The sequence below is a fragment of the Paracoccus sp. TOH genome (assembly GCF_030388245.1).
GTDB classification, from domain to species: Bacteria; Pseudomonadota; Alphaproteobacteria; order Rhodobacterales; family Rhodobacteraceae; genus Paracoccus; species Paracoccus simplex.
This window is the reverse complement of record NZ_CP098360.1, coordinates 1,538,674-1,562,942: the sequence shown is the minus strand read 5'-3', so window position 1 is coordinate 1,562,942 and position 24,269 is coordinate 1,538,674. Positions and strand designations below refer to the sequence as shown.

Here is a 24,269-nt window from a genome sequence, read left to right as displayed (position 1 = left end):
TGCAGCAGGAATATTCTTAGGATGCGGCGCCTATAGCTGCCGCTCCTTGAAGGTCGAATATGTTTCACTGCTCCCGCTCACAAGCCAATCAGTGCGGCCGTTTCTGCTCGTACCGAAAAGAAAGACGGCAGCCGCGCTGGGGCTACTGAAGGCAAGATCTTCAACCAATCGAAAGTTATGATCGTCAGTCCGGACGGCTCGCCCGGACTCAAGCGCTTGCTCGCGAACAAGCCGAATTCTTTCATGAAACGACGGGGAAACGTTCAAACTTCCCGTCGAGCCAGTAAGAACGATGAACTCACCCTCCGCCTCGACCGCACGAGCCGAAATGCCTTTGTTGGCGTTTGTGAGAAAGAACGTCACCGTCTGAGATGAGGATTCTTTGCTTTGTTGAGCGACAGCCATTTGCGGTCGTCTTAGGAAATCAATTCCGATCACCGGCAAAAGAAGCTGGATTTCTTCAAGAAAGGTTTCCATGTCGGAAATATCGGCTTCTGGCAATCGCTCGAAGACCGGCTCGGTTTTATTCTGCAACGAGCATTTTTTGGCCTCACGCAAAAGAACAATCAACCGGCTCTCAAGATAACGCACATGAGCTTTGGTCAGGTTGAGATCTTTGCTCGTGATGGCAACGAAACGATCCCAATAATCCTTTTCATCGTCTTGGGCGTGGATCCGGATACGCGCAGCGATGCTGTCCCCCTCACCGACATAGACAGAAGGAAGATCCCCCTCAAGGCTGTCCCCATAAAGGAGGTAAACCCCCGTCCGAAACATCTCTTCACGCTTCAGAGCTACCTCAAGACGAGTTCTTGGACCGGCCAGGGCGTGGCCGGTCCAGTTAATGATTTCGGCAGTCAAGATCCCTGTAGCAGATCCTTCGGCAAGATAGAGTCTGACCGAGCGCCCCTTACCCATTACCGCGTGAACTTCTTGTATTTCACCCGCTTCGGCTCGATGGAATCCGGGCCGAGGCGGTGGACCTTGTCGGCCTCGTAATCCTCGAAGTTGCCTTCGAACCATTCGACATGGGCGTCGCCCTCGAAGGCCAGGATATGCGTGCAGAGCCGGTCGAGGAAGAAGCGGTCGTGCGAGATGATGACCGCGCAGCCGGCGAAATCCTCCAGCGCCGCCTCGAGCGCCTGCAGCGTTTCCACGTCCAGGTCGTTGGTCGGTTCGTCCAGCAGCAGCACGTTGCCGCCCGACTTCAGCAGCTTGGCCATGTGGACCCGGTTGCGTTCGCCGCCCGAGAGCAGCCCGACCTTCTTCTGCTGGTCGCCGCCCTTGAAGTTGAAGGCCGAGGCATAGGCGCGGCTGTTCATCGTCGCGTCGCCCAGCTCGATCTGCTCGGCGCCGCCCGAGATCTCCTCCCACACCGTCTTGTTCGGGTCCAGCGCGTCGCGCGACTGGTCGACATAGGACAGTTTCACCGTGTCGCCATAGCTGATCTCGCCGGCATCGGGCTTTTCCTGCCCGGTCAGCATCTTGAACAGCGTCGACTTGCCGGCGCCGTTCGGGCCGATCACGCCGACGATGCCGCCCGGCGGCAGCGAGAAGGTCAGATCCTCGATCAGCAGCTTGTCGCCCATGGCCTTTTTCAGGCCGTCGACCTCGATCACCTTGTTGCCCAGCCGCTCGCCGTTGGGGATGATGATCTGGGCGTTCGACAGCTTCTCGCGCTCGGACTGGCCGGCCAGTTCGTTATAGGCGTTGATCCGGGCCTTCTGCTTGGCCTGCCGCGCCTTGGCACCGGCGCGGATCCATTCCAGTTCCCGCTCCAGCGTCTTTTGCTTGGCCTTGTCCTCGCGGGCTTCCTGCTCCAGCCGCTTGGCCTTCTGTTCCAACCAAGCCGAATAGTTGCCCTCGTAGGGGATGCCGCGGCCGCGATCCAGTTCCAGGATCCAGCCGGTGATGTCATCGAGGAAATAGCGGTCGTGGGTGACGATCAGGATGGTGCCGGGATATTCGATCAGGTGCTTTTGCAGCCAGGCGATGGTTTCGGCGTCCAGGTGGTTGGTCGGTTCGTCCAGAAGCAGCATGTCGGGCTGTTCCAGCAGCAGCTTGCACAGCGCCACGCGGCGACGCTCGCCGCCCGACAGGCTTTCCACGTCGGCATCGTCCGGCGGGCAGCGCAGCGCCTCCATGGCGATGTCGATCTGGCTGTCGAGATCCCAGAGGTTCTCGGCGTCGATCTCGTCCTGCAGCTTCGCCATCTCGTCGGCGGTCTCGTCCGAGTAGTTCATGGCCAGCTCGTTGTAGCGGTCAAGCTTCTGCTGCTTGGCCTTGACGCCCTCCATGACGTTGCCGCGCACGTTCAGCGCCGGGTCGAGCTGCGGCTCCTGCGGCAGGTAGCCGACGGTCGCGCCCTTGGCGGCCCAGGCCTCGCCGGTGAAATCCTTGTCGATGCCGGCCATGATGCGCAGCAGCGTCGATTTGCCGGCGCCGTTGACGCCGACGACGCCGATCTTGACGCCGGGCAGGAAGTTCAGGCGGATGTTCTCGAAGGTCTTCTTGCCGCCCGGATAGGTCTTGGACACCCCGTCCATGTGATAGACATACTGGTAGGAGGCCATGATCTTTCCCCGTTTGCTGTAACTCGTGCGAAGCTGCGCGCTATGTAGTCGAGCGGGGGCGAAAGGGGAAGGCTCAGCGGAAGTCCTTGGTGAAATCCAGTCCGAAGGTCCGGTCGAGAAACTCGAATTGCGGCTCCAGCTTCGCGCGCAGGCGCTTGCGGGCCTTGTCGGGCACCGAAAGCCCGCTGTCCGAGGCGAAGACCTTCTTGCCGATGTCGCGATAGTCGTGCGGCGGCAGGCCCAGGAAGTCCTCGACCCGGCGCAGGAAGCCCAGCGGCTCGCGGGCGATCATGCCGAAGGGCATGTAAAGCAGCCGCTCGGGGCCGAAATGCGCGTTCCAGCGCGGGACGTAGCTCAGGTAGTCGCCGCGATCCATCAGCACCGGATCCTCGACCTCCTCCAGCCAGGCCTCGACCGTCTTGGGCTTGCGGCGGGCGCGGGTCAGGTTCATCTTCAACTGCGAGATGGCCCGGTCCACCGGATGGCGGATGATATAGACGAATTTCGCCTGCGGCAGGAATTTCGCCACGAATTCCACGCCTTCCGGCGGCAAGGTCGAATATTCCGGGGTCACGTCGATCGGATGCGTGCCGGCGGGCGCCGGGGCGAAGACCTGCTTGTACCAATGATTGGTGAACATGGCGCCGCTGGTGATGCGGTCCAGATAGCGCACCATGTCGCGCGGCATCTCCTCGCCGCGGGCGGCCCAGCGCTTCTCGATGGTCTGGCGGCCGCGGCGATAGTGCCAGGGCAGCCATTTGCGGTGCTCCTCGATGAAGCGGTGGTTGAAGAACTGCACCTCCTTGAAGGGCGGGGTCCAGACCGCGGGGTGCTGGCCCAGCATCTGCGACAGCCAGGTGGTGCCGGCCTTCTGCGCGCCGATGCCCAGGAAATCGGGTTTGCGGGGTTTGCCCTCGGGGTCCCAGTTCATCGGTCGCGCCCTCGTATCCGTCGCCTTGCCTGCGCCTGATTAAGCCAGCCGCGCCGCGGGGGGAAGCCATGCGGGGCGGTTTTTGCGGGATCGGGCCGGTCCTTGCATTTGCAGCGGTTGGCCGCGTCGCGGTCGCGCGGCCCGCGAAGCGCCCGCCGACTTGCCCCCTGCCGCCCCGCCGGCTAACCTGCGGGGCAAGGCCGGCAACGGAGGTGACGATGACAGGTTTTCTGCCCAACAACCGCCAGAATCCCCAGCACAGCCCCGTGGCGCGCAAGACGGTTCTGAGCCCCGGCGACGCGATGCGGCGCAACCGGGTGCTGCCGCCGGCGCAATGCCGCGACAACCGCGCCAAGCTCGCCAATCTGCGCAATCTCATCGCCGCGGCCGAGCGGGAATATCGCGAGATGACGCTGGAGCTGGACCGGCTGAACGACGAGGGCCGGGTCTGGCTGGTCATCGACCTGATCCACAAGACCGCGCTGGCCTCGCTGGATCTGGGGGCGGCGATCATGCAACTGACCGGGCACAAGGCCGGGGACGCGGCGCGGGCGCTGGCCGATGGCACGCAGACCTTCAGCGACATCCACACCGGCGCGGCGGGGGTGGCGAACGGCTCGGTCTCGGGGACCGAGTTCGCGCGCACCCTGGCGCAGCGGGCGCTGGCCCACACGCCGGCCAAGGGTGCGGGCGCGGCCTATGCCAAGGGCACCGCCGACCTGGGCCTGGGCGGCTGGGCCAGCATCGACAGCATCACCGGCGCCCAGGGCCGCAGCGCCGCCAATGCCCGCACCGCCGAGGCCGGGGTCGAGATGGCCGCGGGGCTGGTCCAGCGCACCGCCGACACGCTGGACACCCCGGCCGCCAAGCGCGTCGGCGCCGCGGCGCAGATCGCCAAGGCGATGGCCAGCTACAACCGCGAGCTGGAAGCGGCCTTCAACCGGCGGCTGGAGACCTCGGGCGGCCTGATGGCGACCAAGGCGACCTTCCAGGCGACGATGCAGCGCAGCATGGCCCGCTATCGCCGCGACGCCGCCGAGCTCGAGACGCTGCTGGAAGGCTGCCTGTAGGGCCGAGGCGGGCCGAGACGGGCCGGTTCACGGGTCAGTTCACCTCGGGCACCAGCTTGCCGGGGTTCAGGATGTTTTCGGGGTCGAGCGCCTGCTTGATCGCCGCCATCACCGAGACCGCATCGCCGTGCTGGGCGCGCATCAGCGGCCGCTTGCCGATGCCCACGCCATGCTCGCCGGTGATGGTGCCGCCGACGGCGATGGCGCGCTCGGCCATGCGGGTGGCGACGCGCTTGGCGGCGGCGAGTTCCGCCGCGTCGCCGGGCATGACCAGGATCTGGGCGTGGAAATTGCCGTCGCCGACATGACCGACCATCGGGCCCAGCAGCCCCTCGGCGCGGATGTCCTCGGCCGCCGCCGCCACCGCCGCCGGCAGGTGCGACATCGGCACGCAGACATCCGTCACCACCGCCGTCGCCCCCGGCCGCAGCGCCAGGCAGGAGCGATAGGCGTTGTGGCGCATCTTCCACAAGGCCGCCCGCGCCTCAGGCGTGGTGGCCCAGTCGAAGCCGGTGCCGCCGAAGTCCGCGGCCAGCGCGCCGAAGGCCTCGGCATCGCCCCGGACCGAGGCGGGGGCGCCGTGGAACTCGACCATCAGATGCGGCCCCTCGTGCATCCGGGTGCCGGCGAAGGTGTTGAAGGCGCGCACCACATCGGCGTCGATGAACTCGATCCGCGCCATCGGGATGCCCGACTGGATGGTCGCGGTGACGCATTCCACCGCCTGCTCCAGCGTCGGGAAGCCGCAGACCGCCGCCGCCACCTCCTCGGGCTGGCCGTGCAGGCGCAGGGTCAGCTCGGTGATGATGCCGAGCGTGCCCTCGGAGCCGACGAACAGGCTGGTCAGGTCATAGCCGGCGCTGGATTTCGCCGCCCGGGTGCCGGTGCGGATCACCCGGCCGTCGGCCAGCACCACCTGAAGCGCCAGCACGTTCTCGCGCATGGTGCCGTAGCGCACGGCGGTGGTGCCCGAGGCCCGCGTCGCCGCCATGCCGCCCAGGCTGGCATTGGCGCCGGGATCGACCGGGAAGAACAGGCCGGTGGCGCGCAGCTCGGTATTCAGCGCCTCGCGCGTGCAGCCGGGCTGGACGCTGACCTGCATGTCCTCGGCGCGGATCTCCAGCACCCGGTCCATGCGCAGCATGTCGAGGACCAGCCCGCCCTGCGTCGCCATCGCCTGCGCCTCGAGCGAGGTGCCGGTGCCCCAGCCGATCAGCGGCACCCGGTGGGCGTGGCAGATCGCCGCGACCTGCGCCACCTCATCGGTGGTCTCGGACCAGGCCACGGCATCGGGCGGCGGCGCGCGGTGATAGGATTCGGACTGGCCATGCAGATCGCGGTCGGCGGCGCTGGTCGAGAAGCGGGGCCCGAGCAGCGCGGCAAGCGCCTCGGCGGCGGCGGCGGGAATCGGCATGGCACCTCCTGCTGAATTGGTATGGCAGTTCATAGTCCCGCCCGCCGGCCGACGGCAAGACGCGCCGCCCTATGCCCGCGCGCCGAACAGCCCCTTGACCGCGCCGATGGCGGGCGAGACGAGGTAATGCGCCACCGGGATCAGGATCATGCCCAGGATCACCCCGAAGATGCCGTCGAAGAAGGCGGTGGTGGCCCAGGCGGCAAGGCCCGGCGCGGCGGGCACGGCATGGGCCGCGGCCTCGGCCATGTGGTGGATCCATTCATAGGGCTGGTGCTGGCCCAGCACATGCAGCCCGTGCACGACGATCTGGCCGCCGACCCAGATCATCGCCGCGGTGCCGACCACGGTCAGCACCTTCATGAAGCCCGGCATGACATGCACGATGCCGCGCCCCAGCACCGCGCCGGGACCGCCGCGCTCGTGCAGGTGCAGGCCGAAATCGTCGGCCTTCACGATCAGCGCCACGAAACCGTAGACCGCGACGGTGATGCCCACCGCCACCACGGCAAGGATCAGCGCCTTCATCCCGATCGCGTCATCGTTCGGGATCGCAGCCAGCGCGATGGTCATGATCTCGGCCGAGAGGATGAAATCGGTCTTGATCGCGCCCCGGACCCGCTCTTCCTCGAGGCCGGCGCCGCCCTCGGCGGTGACGGTCAGGTGCGGGTCGTTGCCGTGGTCATGGGCAAGCGCGTGGAAGATCTTCTCGGCGCCCTCGAAACACAGATAGGAACCGCCGATCATCAGCAGGGGCGTGATGAGCCAGGGCGCGAAGGCCGAGAGCAGCAGCGCGATGGGCAGCAGGATCACCAGCTTGTTGAACAGCGAGCCGCGGGCGATCTTCCAGACGATCGGCACCTCGCGCGCGGCGGAAAAGCCGTGCACGTATTTCGGCGTCACCGCCGCGTCGTCGATCACCGCCCCCGCCGCCTTGGCGCCGGCCTTGACCGCCTGCCCGGCCACGTCGTCGACCGAAGCCGCGGCGATCTTGGCGATCCCCGCCACGTCATCCAGCAGCGCCAGCAATCCGCTCATGCCAATCCGTCCTGTCCCAAGGTTCCGCACGGCACTCTAGGCGGCGCCGCACCCATGCGCAATTCGCGGCTGCGGCGAAGGTTCCGCGGCCCCGGCCGGCTTGCACCCGTCTGCCGAATCATTCATCAAGCATGGAACAATCGAAAGGGCCGCCCCATGCTGGATCAGAACGCGAAACCGACCGAGGAAATCGACCTGCGCGAGGTCTTCGGCCTTGACAGCGACATGAAGGTCAAGGGCTTTGCCGAGCGGTCCGACCGGGTGCCGGACATCGACCCCACCTACAAGTTCGATCCCGACACCACGCTGGCGATCCTGGCGGGCTTTGCCTATAACCGCCGGGTGATGATCCAGGGTTATCACGGCACCGGCAAATCCACGCATATCGAGCAGGTGGCGGCGCGGCTGAACTGGCCCTGCGTGCGGGTGAACCTGGACAGCCATGTCAGCCGCATCGACCTGATCGGCAAGGACGCGATCAAGCTGGTGGACGGCAAGCAGGTCACGGTGTTCCACGAGGGCATCCTGCCCTGGGCGCTGCGCAACCCGACCGCCATCGTCTTCGACGAATACGACGCCGGCCGCGCCGACGTGATGTTCGTGATCCAGCGCGTCCTGGAGGCCGACGGCAAGCTGACGCTGCTGGACCAGAACGAGGTCATCACGCCGAACCCGTATTTCCGCCTGTTCGCCACCGCGAACACCGTGGGTCTGGGCGACACGACGGGGCTTTATCACGGCACGCAGCAGATCAACCAGGGCCAGATGGACCGCTGGTCGCTGGTCTCGACGCTGAACTATCTGAGCCACGACGCCGAGGCCGCCATCGTGCTGGCCAAGAACCCGACCTACAACACCGAAAAGGGCCGCAAGATCATCAACCAGATGGTGACGCTGGCCGACCTGACCCGGACCGCCTTCATGCAGGGCGACTTGTCCACGGTCATGTCGCCCCGGACGGTGATCGCCTGGGCGCAGAACGCCCGCATCTTCGCCGACAACGTGGGCTATGCCTTCCGGCTGACCTTCCTGAACAAATGCGACGAGCTGGAGCGGCAGACCGTGGCCGAGTTCTATCAGCGCCTGTTCGACGAGGAACTGCCGGAAAGCGCGGCGGTCAAGGCGGGAGAGTAGACAATGGGTGAATGGATTTACGTAGATAATTCAAATGTTTTTATTGAGGGGAAGCGCGTTTCAGCAGTTCGTCAGGGGCTCGCCCTTGACGTATATGAAGCGATGGAAAATAGGATAGTCGATAACGAATACCGCATGAGCTTCGGAAAGCTCTACGAATTCGTTGCTGGGCTAGACAACGCCGATACAAGACGTGCAATGCTGTTTGGATCTCGCCCGCCCGAGAATGACGCGATATGGGATATTGCGCGCAGGGCCGGATTTGAGGTCGTAACGGAGGACCGCAACCGAGCGAATAAAGAGAAAAAAATTGACACCGGAATAGTCGCAGCGCTTACGCGCGACGCGTATAAAAACGCCGAGGAAGGCGATATTTTCACGATTGTATCTGGCGACTCCGATTACGTCCCCGCAATCACGCAGCTTATTTCAGACGGCTTTAGAGTAGATGTCGTTTTTTGGGATCATGCCTCGCGCGAGCTAAAAGATGCTTGCTCGAATTTTATATCGTTAAACCCTCATTTGGACAATCTGCGGCCTTGATGTGAAAAAATCCGACAACCCCGCCGATCCGTTCAAGAAGGCCCTGACCGAGGCCACCCGCGCCCTGGCCGAGGATCACGAGCTGAACGTGACCTTCACCGCCGACCCGTCCGGCGTGGCGGGCGACACCATGCGCCTGCCGCAGGTCAGCCGCCGCATGACCCGCGACGAGGTGCTGCTGGCGCGCGGCACCGCCGATGCGCTGGCGATGAAGCTGCGCCACCACGACGCCGCGACCCATGCGAAATACGTCCCCGCCGGGCCGATGGCGCGCGACCTCTACGAGGCGATGGAGACCGCGCGCTGCGAGGCTCTGGGCGCCCGCGACATGCCCGGCGCGCTGTCGAATATCGACGCCAAGCTGGGCCAGGAGGCCGAGCGCAAGGGCTATGGCCAGATCAAGGCCCCGGCGGATGCGCCGCTGGCGGTGGCGGCGGGCTATATCGTGCGGCAGGCGGCGACCGGCCGCACCCTGCCCTCGGCCGCGCAGCATGTCGCCGACCTGTGGCGGCCCTTCGTCGAGGAACAGGCCGGCGCCGATCTGGACGCCGTGGGCCAGGTGATCGCCGATCAGGCCGCCTTCGCCCGGCTGGCCCGCAAGGTGATCGCCGACCTGGGCTATGGCGACCAGCTGGGCGAGGATCCGGACGAGCCGCAGGAGGACGAGGCCGAGGAAAACGCCGAGCAGGACGAGGAGGCCGGCGACAACCAGTCCCGCGACCAGAACCAGGACGAGGAGGCCGAGGCCAGCCCCGAGCGCACCCAGGACCAGACCCAGGAGGAGCGCCAGGCCCAGGTCAGCCTGGACGACCAGTCCGACGAGGAGCTGGTGGACGAGGCCGAGATGTCCGAGGCCGAAACGCCCCCCGACCTGCCGCCGCAGGTCAGCGAGGCAAGCCCCGAATACCGCGTCTATACCCAGGAATTCGACGAGGAGATCCGCGCCGAGGACCTGGCCGACCCGGCCGAGCTGGAGCGGCTGCGCGCCTATCTGGACAAGCAGCTCGAGCCGCTGCGCGGCGTGGTCAGCCGGCTGGCGAACAAGCTGCAGCGCCGGTTGCAGGCGCAGCAGAACCGCAGCTGGGAATTCGACAAGGAAGAGGGCGTGCTGGACGCCGGCCGCCTGGCGCGCGTGGTGGCGAACCCGACGACGCCGCTGTCCTTCAAGGTCGAGAAGGACACCGAGTTCCGCGACACCGTGGTGACGCTGCTGCTGGACAATTCCGGCTCGATGCGCGGCCGGCCGATCTCCATCGCCGCGATCTGCGCCGACGTGCTGGCCCGCACGCTGGAGCGCAGCCAGGTCAAGGTCGAGATCCTGGGCTTCACCACCCGCGCCTGGAAGGGCGGCCAGAGCCGCGAGAAATGGCTGGCCGCCGGCCGACCGGCGCAGCCGGGGCGGCTGAACGACCTGCGCCACATCATCTACAAGGCCGCCGATGCGCCCTGGCGGCGGGTCCGCCCGAATCTGGGCCTGATGATGAAAGAGGGGCTGCTCAAGGAAAACATCGACGGCGAGGCGCTGGAATGGGCGCATCGGCGTCTGGCCCGGCGGCCCGAGGCGCGGCGCATCCTGATGGTGATCTCGGACGGGGCGCCGGTGGACGATTCGACGCTGTCGGTCAACCCGGCGAATTTCCTGGAAAAGCACCTGCGCGACGTGATCGCGATGATCGAGCGCAGAAAGCAGGTGGAGCTGCTGGCCATCGGCATCGGCCATGACGTGACCCGCTATTACGAGCGCGCGGTGACGATCACCGATGCCGAGCAGCTGGCCGGCGCCATCACCGAACAGCTCGCGGCGCTGTTCGAGGCCGATCCAAGGAAGCGCGCCCGCGCCATGAACCAGCGCCGGGCGGGATAGGCCTGTCCATTCCGGCTGCTTGATCTGCCCCGTCTCCCGTGCGACCAATTTCGCCGGATCGGGGCGGCTTTCCGCCTTGCAGGCCAAGGGGCTCGACGTGTTGAAGATCGGTTTTTTCATTCCCGAGTTTCCGGGCCAGACGCATATCTTCCTGTGGCGCGAAAGGCAGGCGCTGGCGGAACTCGGCATCGAGGCCGAGCTGATCTCGACCCGGCCGCCGCCGCGCGCCGTCGCCTCGCATAGCTGGGCGGCCGAGGCGCAGGCCCAGACCCGCTATCTGATGCCGCTGGGCGGCGAGGGCTTCGGCATCGTCGCGGAATTCCTGCGCTCGGGCCCGTCCGGCTGGGCCCGCGGCCTGGGCGCGGCGCTGAGCGCCGAGGCGCAGGGCGTGAAGGGCCGGCTGCGCATGCTGGCGCTGCTGGGCATGGGCGCGCGGCTGAAGCGCATCGCCCACCAGCAGGGCTGGGACCATATCCATGTCCACAGCTGCGCCGACAGCGCCAATATCGCCATGTTCGCCGAACGGCTGGGCGGGCCCGGCTACAGCCTGACCCTGCACGGGCCGACGCTGGAGGGCTATGGCCCGAACCAGCGGCAGAAATGGCGCCATGCCCGCTTCGCCACCATCATCTCGCAATTGCTGACGCGCGTGGCCGAGCGCGAGATCGGCACCGATCGCCCCGCCGTGATCAACGTGGCACCGATGGGCGTGGACCTCGACCAGATCCGGCGCCGGACGCCCTGGCAGCCCCCCGCCCCCGGCGAGGCCCTGCGCATTTTCAGCTGCGGCCGGCTGAACGCGGTCAAGGGCCATGACCACCTGATCGAGGCGGTCGCCCTGCTGCGCGCCCGCGGCATCGACGCCCGGCTGGAGATCGCCGGCGAGGACGAGCAGGGCGGCTCGGGCTATCACCGCCAGCTCGACGCGCTGATCGCGGCAAAGGGGCTGGGCGACGCGGTCACGCTGCTGGGCGCGGTCAGCGAGGATCGGGTGCGCGAGGGGCTGGAGCGCGCGCATGTCTTTGCGCTGGCCAGCCTGAACGAGGGCATCTCGGTCGCGATCATGGAGGCGATGGCGATGGAAATGCCGGTGGTCGTCACCGATGTCGGCGGCAATCACGAGCTGATCACCTCGGGCCGCGACGCGATCCTGGTGCCGCCCGAGCGACCCGAGATCATGGCCGAGCAGATCGCCCGGCTGCACGCCGATCCCGAGCAGGCGCAGCGGCTGGCGCAGGCCTCCCGCGCCCGCGTCGCCGCCGAATTCCACCACCGCCGCAGCGCCGAAGCCGTGGCCGACGGCCTCGCGCGCACCCTGCCCGGCGCGCGCGCGGCGCTGGCCCGCGCCTGACAACCAGAACAAGACCCGGAGGCGAGCATGTTCCAGAATTACGACAGCCATTCCGACCCCGCCGCGCATCCGCCCCGGCTGGCCGCGCTGCGCCGCGAACTGGCGGCGCGCGAGCTCGACGGCTTCCTGGTGCCGCGCGCCGATGCGCATCAGGGCGAATATGTCGCCACCCGCGACGCGCGGCTGGCCTGGCTCAGCGGCTTCACCGGCAGCGCCGGCTTCTGCATCGTCACCCCCGACCGCGCCGGGGTGTTCATCGACGGCCGCTATCGCGTACAGGTCAAGGCCGAGGTGGATCCCGCGCATTTCACCCCGGTGCCCTGGCCGGAAACCAGACCCGCCGACTGGCTGCGCGCGGCCCTGCCCGAGGGCGGCCGCATCGGCTACGACCCCTGGCTGCAGACGCGGCGCGAGATCCGCGAGATGGAAAAGGGCCTGGCCGGTTCGGGCATCGCGCTGATCGCGCTTGACGCGAACCCGGTGGATGCGATCTGGCCCGACCAGCCCGAGCCGCCGGCGGGCGCGGTGCGGCTCTGGCCCGGCGGCATCGCCGGCGAGACCGCGGCCGAGAAGCGCACCCGCATCGCCCGGGCGCTGCGCGAAGCCGGGCAGCAGGCGGCGGTGCTGACGCTGCCCGACTCGGTCTCGTGGCTGCTCAACATCCGCGGCGCCGACGTGCCGAAGAACCCGGTGGTGCAATGCTTCGCCATCATCGAGGAGACCGGCCATGTCACCGTTTTCACCAACCCGGCCAAGTTCGACGCAGAGCTGCGGGCGGCGCTTGGCAACGAGGTCTCGGTGCTGCCGCTGGACGCGCTGACCCCGGCGCTGACCAACCTGGCCGGCCCGGTGCGGGTCGATCCCGCCAGCGCGCCCGACCGGGTCTTCGCGCTGATCGAAAGCATGAACACCCCGATCGCCGAGGCGCCGGACCCGGTGATCCTGCCGAAAGCCTGCAAGAACCCGGCCGAGATCGCCGGCATGCGCGCCGCGCATCTGCAGGACGGCGCGGCGGTGACGGAACTCTTGTGCTGGCTCGACGGCCGCGCCGCACAGCTGGACGCCGAGCCGCTGACCGAGATCGACGTGGCGCAAAAGCTCGAGGCATTGCGCGTGGCGCGCGGCATCCTCGACATCAGCTTCGACACCATCGCCGCCACCGGCCCGCATGCCGCGATCCCGCATTACCATGTGGACCGGCAAAGCAACCTGCGCATCCTGCCCGGTCATGTGCTGCTGGTCGATTCCGGCGGGCAATATCCGGACGGCACCACCGACATCACCCGCACCCTGCCGATGGGTCCGGTCGATCCGGCGGTGCGCCGGCCCTATACGCGGGTGCTGCAGGGCATGATCGCGGTGTCGCAGGTGCAGTTCCCCCAGGGCGTCGCCGGCTGCCATATCGACGCGCTGGCCCGCGCGCCGCTCTGGTCCGAGGGCATGGATTACGACCACGGCACCGGCCACGGCGTCGGCGCCGGCCTGTCGGTGCATGAGGGACCGGTCAGGATCTCGCGCATCTCGGAGATCCCGCTTGCTGCCGGCATGATCCTGTCGAACGAGCCCGGCTATTACCGCGAGGGCGTCTTCGGCATCCGCATCGAGAACCTGATCGTGGTCGAGACGCGCGAAAGCCCGGACGGCCGCGCCATGCTGGGCTTCGAGACCCTGACCTTCGCCCCCATCGACCGCCGGCTGATCGAGCCCGGCCTGCTGGCCCCGGCCGAGATCGCCTGGCTCGACGCCTACCACGCCCGGGTCCGGGAGAAGATCGCGCCGCTGGTCGCGGGCGAGGTGCGCGACTGGCTTCACCAGGCGACGCGGCCGCTGGGCGGCGGCGCCTGACATCCGGCGCCTTTCACCGTTTCCCAAATACCCCGGCAACCGCGCCCCGGGGCGCCGTCGCATGGGTATTTGGGAAACAGAGAAGCCCCGTGGCGCCGGGCGGCGCGCTCAGCCGTGCGGATGGCGCCGGCGCCAGGCCAGCGAGCTGAGGAAGGCCATGCCGATGAAGCAGGCGCCCAGAAGCCCGGTGACCACTTCCGGGATCGGGCGCAGGGTCTGCACGAACATCAGCACCGACAGCACGAAGATCGACCAGAAGGCGCCATGCTCGAGATAGCGGAAGGCGGCGAGCGTGCCGCGCTCGACCAGCATCACCGTCATCGAGCGCACATACATCGCGCCGATGCCCAGGCCGATGGCGATCAGGAACAGGTTCTGCGTCAGCGCGAAGGCGCCGATCACCCCGTCGAAGCTGAAGGAGGCGTCCAGCACCTCGAGATAGAGGAAGGCGCCGAAGCCGCCGCGCGCCATGTCGGCATGGCTCGGCGCGCTGCCCCAACGGTCCAGCACATGGCCCAGCATGTCCACCAGCAGATAGGTGATCACCCCCCAGATCGCGGCGATGATGAAGGCGTGCTCCTTTTCCGCCGGCAATTGGCCGACGATCACCAGCATGCAGATCAGCACGAAGCCGACCTCCATGCCGCGGATCTCGCCCAGCTTGCGCAAGGCCGCCTCGACGCCCTTGATCCAGTCGACGTCCTTGGCCTCGTCGAAGAAATAGTTCAGCGCCACCAGCATCAGGAAGGCCCCGCCGAAGGCGGCGATCGGCAGATGCGCCTCGTGGATGATGCGGGAATATTCCTGCGGCTGGGTGGCTGCCAGGCGCACCGCCTCCCATGGCGCGAGGCGGGCGGCGATCACCACCACCAGCAGCGGAAAGATCACCCGCATGCCGAACACGGCGATGATGATGCCCCAGGTCAGGAAGCGGCGCTGCCATTTCGGCGTCATCTGCCTGAGCTTCTGCGCATTGACGATGGCATTGTCGAAGGAAAGCGAGATCTCCAGCACCGCCAGGATGCCGGCGATCAGGAAGAAGGCCAGCGCCCCCGAGCCGGTGCCGTGATATTCCCAGCCGAGAAAGCCGGCCAGCGCCAGCCCCACGCCGGTCAGGATGAAGGGCCAGGTCATGTAGCTGAGCGTCGATCTCATGCGCTGTCCTTCGGTCATGCGGCTGGTCCTCCGGTCATAGGCTTTGCTAGGAAGGCGGACAAGGCGGCCCGCTGCAGGGCTGCCCTGCGGCAGGAGGGGCCATGCAGTTTCGGCGTTACGCGATCTATCATCTGCCGACGGGCGCCCTGGGCGAGTTCGGCGGCGCCTGGCTGGGCTGGGACGCCCGGCACGGCATGGCGCATCTGCGCCCCGGCGGCCTGCCCGGCGATGCCGATGCGCTGACCGAAACGCCGCGCCGCTATGGGTTCCACGCCACGCTGAAGGCACCCTTCCGCCTGGCGCCGGGCCGCGGCCCGAAGGAACTGGCGCTGGCGCTGCGGCTGATCTGCGACCATCTTGCGCCCTTCGCGCTGGCGCTGGAGACGCGCTGCGACTGGGGGTTCGTCGCGCTGCGCCCGAAGCGGCAGCCGGCCGGGCTGCTGGCGCTGGAAGCCGCGCTGGTGACCCGGCTCGATGCCTTCCGCGCGCCGCTGACCCCGGCCGAGCGCGAGCGGCGCAATCCCGACGGCCTGCCGCCGCAGGCCCGCGCGCATCTGGACCATTGGGGCTATCCCTTCGTGCTGGAGCTGTTCCGCTATCACCTGACGCTCAGCAGCCAGCTGCCGGCGCCGCTGGCCGAGGCGCTGCGCCAGAAGCTGGCCCCGCATCTGGCGCCGCTGATCGCCGCGCCCATGCCGGTGGCAGCCGTCGCGCTGATGGGCGAGGACGAGGACGGCTTCTTCCGCATGATCGAGGAAGTGCCGCTGCGCGGTTAAAGCCATTTCCGCCATTTCAGCACCAGGAAGGTGACCACGGCCGAGACCACCATCAGCCCCAGCGCCATGGGAAACCCCCATTCCAGCTCCAGCTGGGGCATATGGGTGAAGTTCATGCCGTAGATGCTGGCGATCAGCGTCGGCGGCAGGAACAGCGCCGCCACCACCGACAGGATGCGCACGCGGTCGTTCTGCTGCAGGCCGATCATGCCCATGGCGGCATCGACGGTCATGGCAATGCGCGAGCCCAGGAAATCGGCATGCACCTCGAGCGCCTGGATGTCGCGTTGCAGCGCCGTGCCGAGCGGGCGGATATGGCCATGCTCGGGCTGATGCCCGGTATTGGCCGCGTGATAGGCCAGAATGCGGTCCATGGACAAAAGCCCCATGCGCACCCGGCTCATCAGCTCGGCCTGCTGGCCGATGGTGACCAGCGAGCGTTGCAGCGACGCCGCGTCCGAGGCCGCGGTCATGGTCAGCACCTGCCCGGCGGTGGTGTCGAGCACCTTGGTCACGCCTTCGGAAATATCGGCGAAGCGGCCGATGATCTCCTCGACCAGCCCCAGGAATACCCGCGCGGGCGAGCCGCAGCCGCTGCTGGAGCGGTCGGCGCGCGGCGGGAAGGTCTCGAAGGGGCGCGGGGCGTGGTGGCGCACGGTGACCAGCTGGCGCGGGCTGACGATGAAGGTCACCGGCATGGCGGCCGGGGTGCCGTCGGGCAACTGTCCCGGCAGCACCCCGGTCATGTAGAGGGTGCCGTTATCGGTATAGAGCCGGTTCGAGATCTCGATCTCTTCCATCTCGGCCAGGGTCGGGATTTCGTATCCCAGCGCCGCCACCGCCTTCACCTGCGAATCCAGCGGGCGATAGAGGTCGATCCACAGCGCCTCGGCCAGCCCCCCGCCCTCGGGCAGCGGCAACAGCCCGGCCCCCTGACTGATATAGCTGTAAAGCATCCTGTCCCGCCCGGCCTGTCCCGGCCCCAACCTGAAAGCCCAAGCCGGCGGGGTCAAGCCCCCACCGCAGCCCCGTCCTGCCGTCACCCGCGCCGGCGGCGCCGGCGGCGCAAGCCTCAGTTCACCCGGTCCGGCAGCGCCTGCCCCTCGGCAAAGGCGACGAGGTTGTTCATCGCCCGCATGGCCATGGCGGTGCGCACCTCCTCGGCGGCGGTGCCCAGATGCGGCAGCAGGGTGACGTTCTCCATGGCGCACAGCGCCGGCGAGACCCTGGGCTCGAACTCGTAGACATCGAGCCCGGCCCCGGCGATCCGGCCCTGGGCCAGCGCCTCGACCAGCGCCGCCTCCTCGACCACGTCGCCACGGGCGATGTTGATCAGGTAGGACCGCGGCCCCAGCCGCTCCAGCGCCTCGGCACCGATCATGTGCCGGGTTCCGGCGCCGCCGGGCACGGCCACGACGGCGAAATCCGACTGCGTCAACAGCTCGTCCAGATCGGTCACCTGCCGGGCCGGGAAATCCAGCGACGACACCACCGAGCGGTTGTGGAAGATCACATCCATGCCGAAGCCGAAATGGCAGCGCCGGGCGATGGCCTTGCCGATGCGGCCCATACCGAGGATGCCGACCGTGCAGCCGGTGACATGGCGGCCCAGAAGCTGCGTCGGCTCCCAGCCGGTCCAGGCGCCGCGGCGCAACAACCGCTCGCCCTCGCCCGCCCGGCGCGCGGTCATCAGGATCAGGGTCAGCGCGATGTCGGCGGTGGCCTCGGTCACGGCATCGGGGGTATTGGTCACGGCGATGCCGGCCGCCGCGGCGGCCGCCACGTCGATATGGTTGTAGCCGGCGCCGAAATTCGCCAGCAGGCGGCAGCGCGGCCGGCCCTGGAAGGCCTCGGCGGCGAAGCGGTCGCCCAGCGTCGGCAGGATCGCGTCGTAATCGGCCAGCGCCCGCGCCGCCTCGTCGACGCTCAAGCCGTCCTTGCGGTCCAGGATCTCGGTCTCGAACCGGGCCGACAGCGCATGTTCCGCCGCCTGGGTCATGCGGCGCGTCACCAGAAGTTTCATCAATACATCCTTCCGCCCAGAGGCACCGATTGGTCCGGGCCGATCAGCACCACCTCGCCATCCTCGTCCGGCAGGCCCAGCACCAGCACCTCGGACATGAAGGGGCCGATCTGGCGCGGCGGAAAATTCACCACCGCCAGCACCTGCCGGCCCACCAGCCCGTCCGGCGCGTAATGCCGGGTGATCTGGGCCGAGCTTTTGCGCTCGCCGAGCTCGGGCCCGAAATCCAGCCACAGCTTCAAGGCCGGCCGCCGCGCCTCGGGGAAAGGCTCGGCGCGGGTGATGCGGCCGACGCGGATCTCGAGCTTCTCGAAATCCGCCCAGGCGATCGGCTCGGTCATTGCCCCAGCTCCCGCCCCCGCGCCGCGGCGGCCGCTATGGTGCGGCGCATCAGCGGCGGCAGGCCGGTCTCGGGGTCCATCAGCTCGTGAAGCCCCGCCGCCGTGGTCCCGCCGGGCGAGGTCACGGCCTCGCGCAGCTTCGCCGGGTCCGCATCCTCATGCACGGCCAGCGCGCCCGCTCCGGCCACGGTCGCCCGCGCCAGCTCCAGCGCCAGCGCCGGCGAAAGCCCCTCGGCCGCGCCCGCCGCGGCCATGGCCTCGATCAGGTGAAACACATAGGCGGGCCCCGAGCCGGACAGCGCCGTCACCGCATCCATCTGGCCCTCGCTTTCCAGCCGCACGACGCGGCCGACGGCGGACATCAGCGTCTCGGCCAGCGCCATCTCGGCCTCGCCGGCCCTGGCATTGCCGATGATGGCGGTGATGCCCTGGCCGATGGCCGCCGGGGTGTTGGGCATGGCGCGGACGATGGGCGCGGCCGGAAAGGCCGCCTGATAGGCGCCCAGCGTCACCCCCGCCGCGACCGAGACCACCAGCGTCCGCGCCCCGACCGACAGCCGCGGCAGCACATCCGCCATCATCTGCGGCTTGACGGCGATCACCAGCACCGCCGGGTCGTCCGGCAATTCTGCGTTGACCGAAACACCCAGATCCGCCAGTTCCGCCCGGGGATGCGGGTCAAGAACATGCGCCGCGCCCGCCGCCAGCCCGTTCCTCAGCCAGCCGTCCAGCAATGCCCCGCCCATGCGGCCGCAGCCTACCAGCACCAGCCCGCGCGCGTTCACATCCGAAAAATCCATGCCCCGTCCCTGCCCTGCGGCGAAAATTAGGCGCGACCGTAGGCCTCGGACAGGGCGATGTCCATGGCGGCATCGGGCGTCGCGTCGCCCCAGCAGGCCAGCTGGAAGCAGGGATAGAAGCGCTCGCAGGCCAGGATGGCGTTGCCGATCATCTGGTCGATCTGTTCCGGACTGGCGATGGCGTCGCCCGACAGCACCAGCCCATAGCGCCAGACCATCAGCTTCTGCGGCGACCAGAAGGTGAAGCCGCCGTCCCAGACCTGATCATTGGCCAGGTTCAGCACCTCGTAAAGCGCCGGCAGCTTCTCGGCCGGAGGATCCATGTCGAAGGTGCAGATCAGCCGCAGCACCTCCTCGCGCGGCGACCAGGCCAGCGTGATCGAATAGCTGCGCCATTGCCCCTCGACCGCCATGGCGATCTGGTCCTCGGCCAGACGGTCGAAGTCCCATTCGTGATGCGCCGCGACGGTTTCCACGATGTCGATGGGATGGATGTCATCGCTATGGATGAAGTCCAGCTGTGCCATATCCTGTCCCCCTGCCTGTCTGAGAGCGGAGCAAGGTCGAACCCCAACCCTTGGCCCCAACTCTTGGTGGCCCAGACAACACTCGGCGTAGTTTCCGAAATGTGCCTACAACATATCGTGGGACGGTTCCACGAGGGTGTAAAGCGAAAATTCCGTTACCGGTTCGCGACAGCCAGCCTCTGCCGCTTGACCACGGGCGTTTGCGCAGGTTCAAGGACGCGCGAGGGAGGAGCTAGCCATGCGCGACCACGGCGGCGATATCGACAAGGCGGCCAGCCGCTTCGGACGGGCGGACTGGATCGACCTGTCCACGGGAATCAACCGCCGGCCCTGGCCTGCGGCGGTGTTTTCACCCCATGCCCTGACCGCGCTGCCGACCCGCGCCGATGCCGCGCGGCTTTGCGCGGCGGCCGCGGCCCGATTCGGCTGCCCGCAGGATCAGGTGCTGCCACTGGCCGGCGCCTCGGCGGCGATCCAGCTGCTGCCGCATGTGCTGCCGGGCCGGCGGGCGGCGGTGCTGTCGCCGACCTATAACGAACATGCCGCCAGCCTGCGCGCCGCCGGCTGGCAGGTGGCCGAACCCTCCGATCCGGACGCCCTGGCCGGCGCCGATCTGGCGGTGATCGTGAACCCGAACAATCCCGACGGGCGCGAATTCACACCCGCGCGGATCGCCGCCATCGCCGCCACGGTCGGTCATCTGGTGGTGGACGAGAGTTTCGCCGATCCGCGCCCCGACCTGTCGGTGGCAGGCGCGCGGCCGGACAATGCGATGGTGCTGCGCAGCTTCGGCAAGTTCTGGGGCCTGGCCGGGCTGCGGCTGGGCTTCGCCATCGCCGCGCCCGATCTGCTGGCGCGCCTCGCCGAGCGCGCCGGCCCCTGGGCGGTCAGCGGCCCGGCACTGGAGATCGGCGCGCAGGCGCTGGCCGATGCGGCATGGATCGACGACACCGTGGTCTGGCTGTCCGAGGCGGCGCTGCATCTCGACCAGATCGTCGCCCCGCATTGGCCGCTGGTCGGGGGCACGCATCTGTTCCGGCTCTACGACGCCCCCGACGCGCCGGTCGCGCATGCACTGCTGGCCCGCGCCGGGATCTGGAGCCGGGTCTTTCCCTGGCACCCGCGCTGGATCCGCCTCGGCATTCCCGGCAACCGGGAGGAATTCGACCGGGTGGCGGGGGCCTTTACCGCAGCCGGTTGACATGGCCCATCTTGCGGCCGGGGCGCGCATCGCCCTTGCCGTAAAGATGGACCTGGCAGCGCGGCTGCGTCAGCAGTTCGGGCAGGCGCAGCATGTCGTCGCCGATCAGGTTCTCCATCTCGACATCGGCATAGCGCTGGCCGTCGCCCAAGGGCAGGCCGGCCACGGCGCGGATATGCTGCTCGAACTGGTCGACGGCGCAGCCGGCCTGCGTCCAGTGCCCGGAATTGTGCACCCGCGGCGCGATCTCGTTCACCACCAGCCCGTCCGCGGTGACGAACAGCTCGACCCCCATGACGCCGACATAGTCCAGCGCATTGACGATGCGCGCCGCGATCAGCACCGCATCGGTCAGCAGGCCGGCCGGCAGGCCGCAGGGCACGGTGGTGGTGCGCAGGATGCCCTCGCGATGCAGGTTCAGGCCTGGATCATAGGCCGCGACCTGCCCGTCGGCGCCGCGCGCGACGATGACGCTGATCTCGGCCGAGAACTCGACGAACCCCTCCAAAACCGAGGGGGCGCCGGTCCAGTCGCGCTGCCCGGCATCGGACAGGCGGATCTGCCCCTTGCCGTCGTAGCCCAGCCGCCGTGTCTTGAGGATGGCGGGCACGCCCAGCGCCGCCAGCGCCTCGGGCAGGTCGGATTCGGTCTCGACATTGCGATAGGGCGCGGTGCAGAGCCCGATGCCGGCCAGGAAGTCCTTTTCGCTCAGCCGGTCCTGCGACACCGCCAGCGCCCGGCGGTTCGGCCGGATCGGGCGCAGCGATTCCAGCAGGTCCAGCGCCGCCGTCGGCACGTTCTCGAATTCATAGGTGATGACATCGACCGATTCGGCGAAGGCGCGCAGCGCCGCCTGGTCCTCATAGGGCGCGGTGGTCAGCCGATGCGCCACGTCGCCCGCCGGCGCGGCGCCCGGCTCGTAGACATGGCAGCGATAGCCCAGCCGGCTGGCCGCGACCGAGAGCATGCGGCCCAGCTGGCCGCCGCCCAGGATGCCGATCACCGATCCGGGGGCAAGTTCACTCATCCTTCGGCTCCTCGGGGATCGAATCGCTCAGCGCCTGGCGCCAGGCCTCCAGCCGCGCCGCCAGCCCGGGGTCGGAAATCGCCAGGATCCCCGCCGCCATCAGCCCGGCATTGGCGGCGCCGGCCGCGCCGATGGCCATGGTGGCGACCGGATAGCCCTTGGGCATCTGCAGGATCGAGTAAAGCGAATCGACGCCCGACAGCGCCTTGGTCTGCACCGGCACGCCGATCACCGGCACCCGGGTCTTGCTGGCCATCATGCCCGGCAGATGCGCAGCGCCGCCGGCCCCGGCGATGATCACCTTCAGCCCGCGCGCCACCGCCGTCTTGCCATAGTCCCACAGCCGGTCCGGCGTGCGATGGGCGGACACGATCCGCGCCTCGTAGGCGATGCCCAGCGCGTCCAGGATGGCGGCGGCCTCGCGCATGGTCGGCCAGTCGGACTGGCTGCCCATGATGATGCCGACGGGCGTGCCGGCGGGTGTTTCGGCGGCTTCTTCCATGGCTCGACCCCCTTTTGCGCCCCGCCCTACAGCGCCGGGCGGGATCATGCAATCAGGCGATGATGTCGGGGGTCAGCTCGTCCTCGAGCCGGGTGATGCGGTCCTTCAGCGCCAGCTTCTGCTTTTTCAGCCGCTGCAGGGTCAGCGAATGGGTCAGGCTCTGCTCGGACAGCGCCGCGATCGCCTCGTCCAGATCCCGATGCTCGCGCCGCAGCACCTCGAGCTTGGCGCGGGCGATCTCTTCATGGGACATCTCGTGATGGGCGTTCATGTCGGGCCTCGGGCTGGACTGACCTCTTATATCCCACCGATACAACGCTGTTAATGGCTTTGCCAATCTCGGTTAACGGATCGGCATCTTGCGCTGCGCCGCCCGCGTTCACATATTGGTCTTGCCGGATCGCCATTCCGGGGTCCGGCCGACAGTCGCTTTAGATGTAAAGGGCTTGGGGGAATGACCAAGATCAGTCTGGCCGCTCATCCGTTCCTGCTGGGGTTCGACCAGTTGGAGCGGCTGGCCGAACGCGCCGCCAAGGGCGCCGAGGGCTATCCGCCCTACAATATCGAACACCAGGGGCAGAACGGCTTCCGCATCACGCTGGCCGTGGCCGGCTTCTCGGAGGACGATCTCAGCATCACGCTGGAGGATCGCCAATTGGTGATTCGCGGCCGTCAGGCCGAGGCGGAGGACGAGCGGGTGTTCCTGCACCGCGGCATTGCCGCCCGTGCCTTCCAGCGCAGCTTCGTGCTGGCGGACGGGGTCGAGGTGGTCTCGGCCGGGCTGGAGAACGGGCTGCTGAACATCGACCTGCGCCGGGCCGTGCCCGACAGCATCGTGCAGACCATACCGATCAGCCGCAAGTGAAAGGGGATCGCAGATGAACGAGAAATTCGATTTCGGCCCGGAAATCACGGGCAACACCGTCTATATCCGCCGCGTCGCCATGGACACGCTGCCCGACGAGGTGCGCCGCCAGGTGCCGGATGCCGAGGCGCTCTATGCCGTGCACGGCCCCGATGGCGAGCGGCTGGCGCTGGTCAAGGACCGCAGCCTGGCCTTCATGCTGGCCCGCCAGAACGAACTCAGCCCGGTCAGCGTGCACTGACCGCCGGCGCCGCCCCGTCCGGCGGGGCGGCGGGCGCTGCTGCGGCGGTCTGTCGCAGCCCAGCGGCAAGAAATCGTTCCGAACTGTCGGCTATCTTACACAAACACCGGCAAGAATCCGCTAAATGGTGGTGACGCTAGGGGATCCATGTTTCCTCGGCCCGGTTTTGCAAGTGCCGGATCCCCCAGCGCAATGCTTCCGGTGCCCCGGCGGCAGGTTCTTTGCTGTTCCGATCCTGCCCCGTTCGTGTAAAATCATGCGCGTCACCTGACGCGCATGATTCAAACTGGGGCGGCCTCTTGACCAATGACAGCCCGATCCGCCGGAGCCCGCAGCCGGGCCCCGTTCGAAAAGCGCCGGGCCTGCCGCCATGGTTCCAGCAGCCGGGGCGCTGGGAAAGCCTGTCGCCCGACCTGATCGAGGGGCTGGGCGTCGAGGCGCGGCTGGCCTTCTATGCCGAATGCACGCCGCGGGTCTTTCCCACCCCCACCGAGATCCTCAGCCAGGACGAGGAAACCGACGTCGCCTATCTGATCATCGAGGGCCAGATCGAGGTCAGCTTCGTCGACGTGGACGGCAACACCGTCATCGCCCATGTCGCCGGCCCCGGCGAGGTGATGGGCGAGATCGAACTGCTGTCCGGCAAGACCTGCGCCGCCTCCTGCCGCACCCTGCCGAACACCAGGCTGCTGTGCTTCACCGCGCCGCTGCTGATGCGGCATGTGCCGTTGGCGGTGCTGCTGCGCAATTTCGCCGGCATCCTGCATGGCCGGCTGGTGCGCGACAACCGGCTGCAGGCCATCGCGCAATTCTACTCGGCCGAGGGGCGGATCTGCATGCACCTGCTGCGCATGACCACGACCGAGCGGCCCGAGGTCCAGGTCAGCCAGTCGCAGCTGGCGCTGCTGGCCGGCTGCTCGCGCCAGACCGTCAACCGCACCCTGGCCGAGCTGCGCGCCGAAGGCATCATCGAGCAGCGCCGCGGCCTGATCCGCGTGCGCGATCCCGGCCGGCTGAGCGCCCGGCGGCTGGCGCCGTAACGGACGCC

The 24,269-nt window shown here is 68.0% G+C and carries 25 protein-coding genes; 11 read left to right on the top strand and 14 right to left on the bottom strand.

Annotated elements, in window-relative coordinates; genetic code table 11:
* Positions 1 to 30 precede the first annotated feature (30 nt).
* The 3 genes from NBE95_RS07810 to NBE95_RS07800 all read right to left on the bottom strand — a co-directional run bounded on the left by NBE95_RS07810 (position 31) and on the right by NBE95_RS07800 (position 3,504).
* Positions 31 to 918, bottom strand: coding sequence for a GIY-YIG nuclease family protein (locus NBE95_RS07810; RefSeq protein WP_019351909.1), 888 nt, complete (start codon positions 916 to 918; stop codon positions 31 to 33).
* Entirely contained in the window at positions 918 to 2,573 is a 1,656-nt protein-coding gene (gene ettA / locus NBE95_RS07805) for an energy-dependent translational throttle protein EttA (RefSeq protein ID WP_289893347.1), read from the bottom strand. Before ettA ends, NBE95_RS07810 begins: the two co-directional genes overlap by 1 nt.
* Positions 2,574 to 2,646: 73 nt before the next feature.
* Positions 2,647 to 3,504 carry a sulfotransferase gene (locus NBE95_RS07800; RefSeq protein ID WP_289893346.1) on the bottom strand — a complete coding sequence of 286 codons (858 nt, stop codon included), beginning with the start codon at positions 3,502 to 3,504 and terminating at the stop codon, positions 2,647 to 2,649.
* Between the two features lie 218 nt (positions 3,505 to 3,722).
* Between NBE95_RS07800 and NBE95_RS07795 the strand changes: the two genes are divergently transcribed.
* The gene (locus NBE95_RS07795) at positions 3,723 to 4,574 is read left to right on the top strand and encodes a hypothetical protein (RefSeq protein WP_289893345.1); all 852 of its coding nucleotides are present in this window, start codon (positions 3,723 to 3,725) and stop codon (positions 4,572 to 4,574) included.
* A gap of 34 nt (positions 4,575 to 4,608) precedes the next feature.
* On the opposite strand, the gene NBE95_RS07790 is transcribed toward NBE95_RS07795, so the two are convergent.
* Positions 4,609 to 5,988, bottom strand: coding sequence for an FAD-linked oxidase C-terminal domain-containing protein (locus tag NBE95_RS07790; RefSeq protein ID WP_289893344.1), 1,380 nt, complete (start codon positions 5,986 to 5,988; stop codon positions 4,609 to 4,611).
* Positions 5,989 to 6,057: 69 nt separating this feature from the next.
* Positions 6,058 to 7,026: a DUF808 domain-containing protein gene (locus NBE95_RS07785; RefSeq protein ID WP_289893343.1), complete on the bottom strand. Its 969-nt coding sequence runs from the start codon at positions 7,024 to 7,026 to the stop codon at positions 6,058 to 6,060.
* Between the two features lie 156 nt (positions 7,027 to 7,182).
* Here NBE95_RS07785 and cobS point away from each other — a divergent pair, with 156 nt between their 5' ends.
* The 5 genes from cobS (at position 7,183) to NBE95_RS07760 (ending at position 13,763) form a co-directional block, all read left to right on the top strand.
* A complete protein-coding gene (gene cobS, locus NBE95_RS07780; protein WP_289893342.1) occupies positions 7,183 to 8,160 on the top strand; it encodes a cobaltochelatase subunit CobS in 978 nt (325 codons plus the stop codon).
* Positions 8,161 to 8,163: 3 nt separating this feature from the next.
* Positions 8,164 to 8,703 carry an NYN domain-containing protein gene (locus NBE95_RS07775; RefSeq protein WP_289893341.1) on the top strand — a complete coding sequence of 180 codons (540 nt, stop codon included), beginning with the start codon at positions 8,164 to 8,166 and terminating at the stop codon, positions 8,701 to 8,703.
* 1 nt (position 8,704) lies between these two features.
* On the top strand, positions 8,705 to 10,567 hold the full coding sequence (cobT, locus tag NBE95_RS07770; RefSeq protein WP_289893340.1) for a cobaltochelatase subunit CobT: 1,863 nt from the start codon (positions 8,705 to 8,707) through the stop codon (positions 10,565 to 10,567).
* 97 nt (positions 10,568 to 10,664) lie between these two features.
* Positions 10,665 to 11,918, top strand: a complete 1,254-nt coding sequence (gene epsE / locus NBE95_RS07765; protein WP_289893339.1) for an exopolysaccharide biosynthesis GT4 family glycosyltransferase EpsE — start codon at positions 10,665 to 10,667, stop codon at positions 11,916 to 11,918.
* Between the two features lie 27 nt (positions 11,919 to 11,945).
* Positions 11,946 to 13,763, top strand: a complete 1,818-nt coding sequence (locus NBE95_RS07760) for an aminopeptidase P family protein (RefSeq protein ID WP_289893338.1) — start codon at positions 11,946 to 11,948, stop codon at positions 13,761 to 13,763.
* Positions 13,764 to 13,871: 108 nt separating this feature from the next.
* On the opposite strand, the gene NBE95_RS07755 is transcribed toward NBE95_RS07760, so the two are convergent.
* Complete coding sequence (locus tag NBE95_RS07755; RefSeq protein ID WP_289893337.1) at positions 13,872 to 14,918, bottom strand: DUF475 domain-containing protein; 1,047 nt, start codon at positions 14,916 to 14,918, stop codon at positions 13,872 to 13,874.
* Between the two features lie 101 nt (positions 14,919 to 15,019).
* Between NBE95_RS07755 and NBE95_RS07750 the strand changes: the two genes are divergently transcribed.
* Complete coding sequence (locus NBE95_RS07750) at positions 15,020 to 15,694, top strand: DUF1045 domain-containing protein (protein WP_289893336.1); 675 nt, start codon at positions 15,020 to 15,022, stop codon at positions 15,692 to 15,694.
* Here the strand turns inward: NBE95_RS07750 and NBE95_RS07745 are convergent.
* The 5 genes from NBE95_RS07745 to NBE95_RS07725 form a co-directional block, all read right to left on the bottom strand.
* Entirely contained in the window at positions 15,691 to 16,650 is a 960-nt protein-coding gene (locus NBE95_RS07745; protein WP_289893335.1) for a magnesium transporter CorA family protein, read from the bottom strand. The two genes, NBE95_RS07750 and NBE95_RS07745, sit on opposite strands and share 4 nt — an antisense overlap.
* Positions 16,651 to 16,766: 116 nt before the next feature.
* Positions 16,767 to 17,717: a D-glycerate dehydrogenase gene (locus NBE95_RS07740; RefSeq protein WP_289893334.1), complete on the bottom strand. Its 951-nt coding sequence runs from the start codon at positions 17,715 to 17,717 to the stop codon at positions 16,767 to 16,769.
* Entirely contained in the window at positions 17,717 to 18,058 is a 342-nt protein-coding gene (locus tag NBE95_RS07735) for a tRNA-binding protein (protein WP_289893333.1), read from the bottom strand. Before NBE95_RS07735 ends, NBE95_RS07740 begins: the two co-directional genes overlap by 1 nt.
* Positions 18,055 to 18,858 (bottom strand): pyrroline-5-carboxylate reductase, encoded by an 804-nt coding sequence (proC, locus tag NBE95_RS07730; RefSeq protein ID WP_289893332.1) that lies wholly within the window; start codon positions 18,856 to 18,858, stop codon positions 18,055 to 18,057. The genes NBE95_RS07735 and proC overlap by 4 nt, the downstream gene beginning before the upstream one ends.
* Before the next feature lie 26 nt (positions 18,859 to 18,884).
* Positions 18,885 to 19,385: a YbjN domain-containing protein gene (locus NBE95_RS07725; protein ID WP_019351406.1), complete on the bottom strand. Its 501-nt coding sequence runs from the start codon at positions 19,383 to 19,385 to the stop codon at positions 18,885 to 18,887.
* A gap of 238 nt (positions 19,386 to 19,623) precedes the next feature.
* Between NBE95_RS07725 and cobD the strand changes: the two genes are divergently transcribed.
* Positions 19,624 to 20,586 (top strand): threonine-phosphate decarboxylase CobD, encoded by a 963-nt coding sequence (cobD, locus tag NBE95_RS07720; protein ID WP_289893331.1) that lies wholly within the window; start codon positions 19,624 to 19,626, stop codon positions 20,584 to 20,586.
* Here the strand turns inward: cobD and NBE95_RS07715 are convergent.
* The 3 genes from NBE95_RS07715 to NBE95_RS07705 are packed head-to-tail and all read right to left on the bottom strand — an operon-like array spanning position 20,570 to position 22,386.
* Positions 20,570 to 21,613, bottom strand: a complete 1,044-nt coding sequence (locus tag NBE95_RS07715; RefSeq protein WP_289893330.1) for a 5-(carboxyamino)imidazole ribonucleotide synthase — start codon at positions 21,611 to 21,613, stop codon at positions 20,570 to 20,572. The genes cobD and NBE95_RS07715 overlap by 17 nt on opposite strands.
* Positions 21,606 to 22,115: a 5-(carboxyamino)imidazole ribonucleotide mutase gene (gene purE / locus NBE95_RS07710; RefSeq protein WP_289893329.1), complete on the bottom strand. Its 510-nt coding sequence runs from the start codon at positions 22,113 to 22,115 to the stop codon at positions 21,606 to 21,608. Before purE ends, NBE95_RS07715 begins: the two co-directional genes overlap by 8 nt.
* Before the next feature lie 52 nt (positions 22,116 to 22,167).
* Entirely contained in the window at positions 22,168 to 22,386 is a 219-nt protein-coding gene (locus tag NBE95_RS07705) for a DUF465 domain-containing protein (protein ID WP_019353231.1), read from the bottom strand.
* Positions 22,387 to 22,569: 183 nt separating this feature from the next.
* Between NBE95_RS07705 and NBE95_RS07700 the strand changes: the two genes are divergently transcribed.
* From NBE95_RS07700 to NBE95_RS07690, 3 genes are all read left to right on the top strand, one after another.
* The gene (locus NBE95_RS07700; RefSeq protein WP_289893328.1) at positions 22,570 to 22,980 is read left to right on the top strand and encodes an Hsp20 family protein; all 411 of its coding nucleotides are present in this window, start codon (positions 22,570 to 22,572) and stop codon (positions 22,978 to 22,980) included.
* Between the two features lie 13 nt (positions 22,981 to 22,993).
* Positions 22,994 to 23,221 carry a DUF1150 domain-containing protein gene (locus tag NBE95_RS07695; protein ID WP_289893327.1) on the top strand — a complete coding sequence of 76 codons (228 nt, stop codon included), beginning with the start codon at positions 22,994 to 22,996 and terminating at the stop codon, positions 23,219 to 23,221.
* A 299-nt stretch (positions 23,222 to 23,520) separates the two neighbouring features.
* Positions 23,521 to 24,261, top strand: a complete 741-nt coding sequence (locus tag NBE95_RS07690) for a Crp/Fnr family transcriptional regulator (protein WP_289893326.1) — start codon at positions 23,521 to 23,523, stop codon at positions 24,259 to 24,261.
* Positions 24,262 to 24,269: the final 8 nt, after the last annotated feature.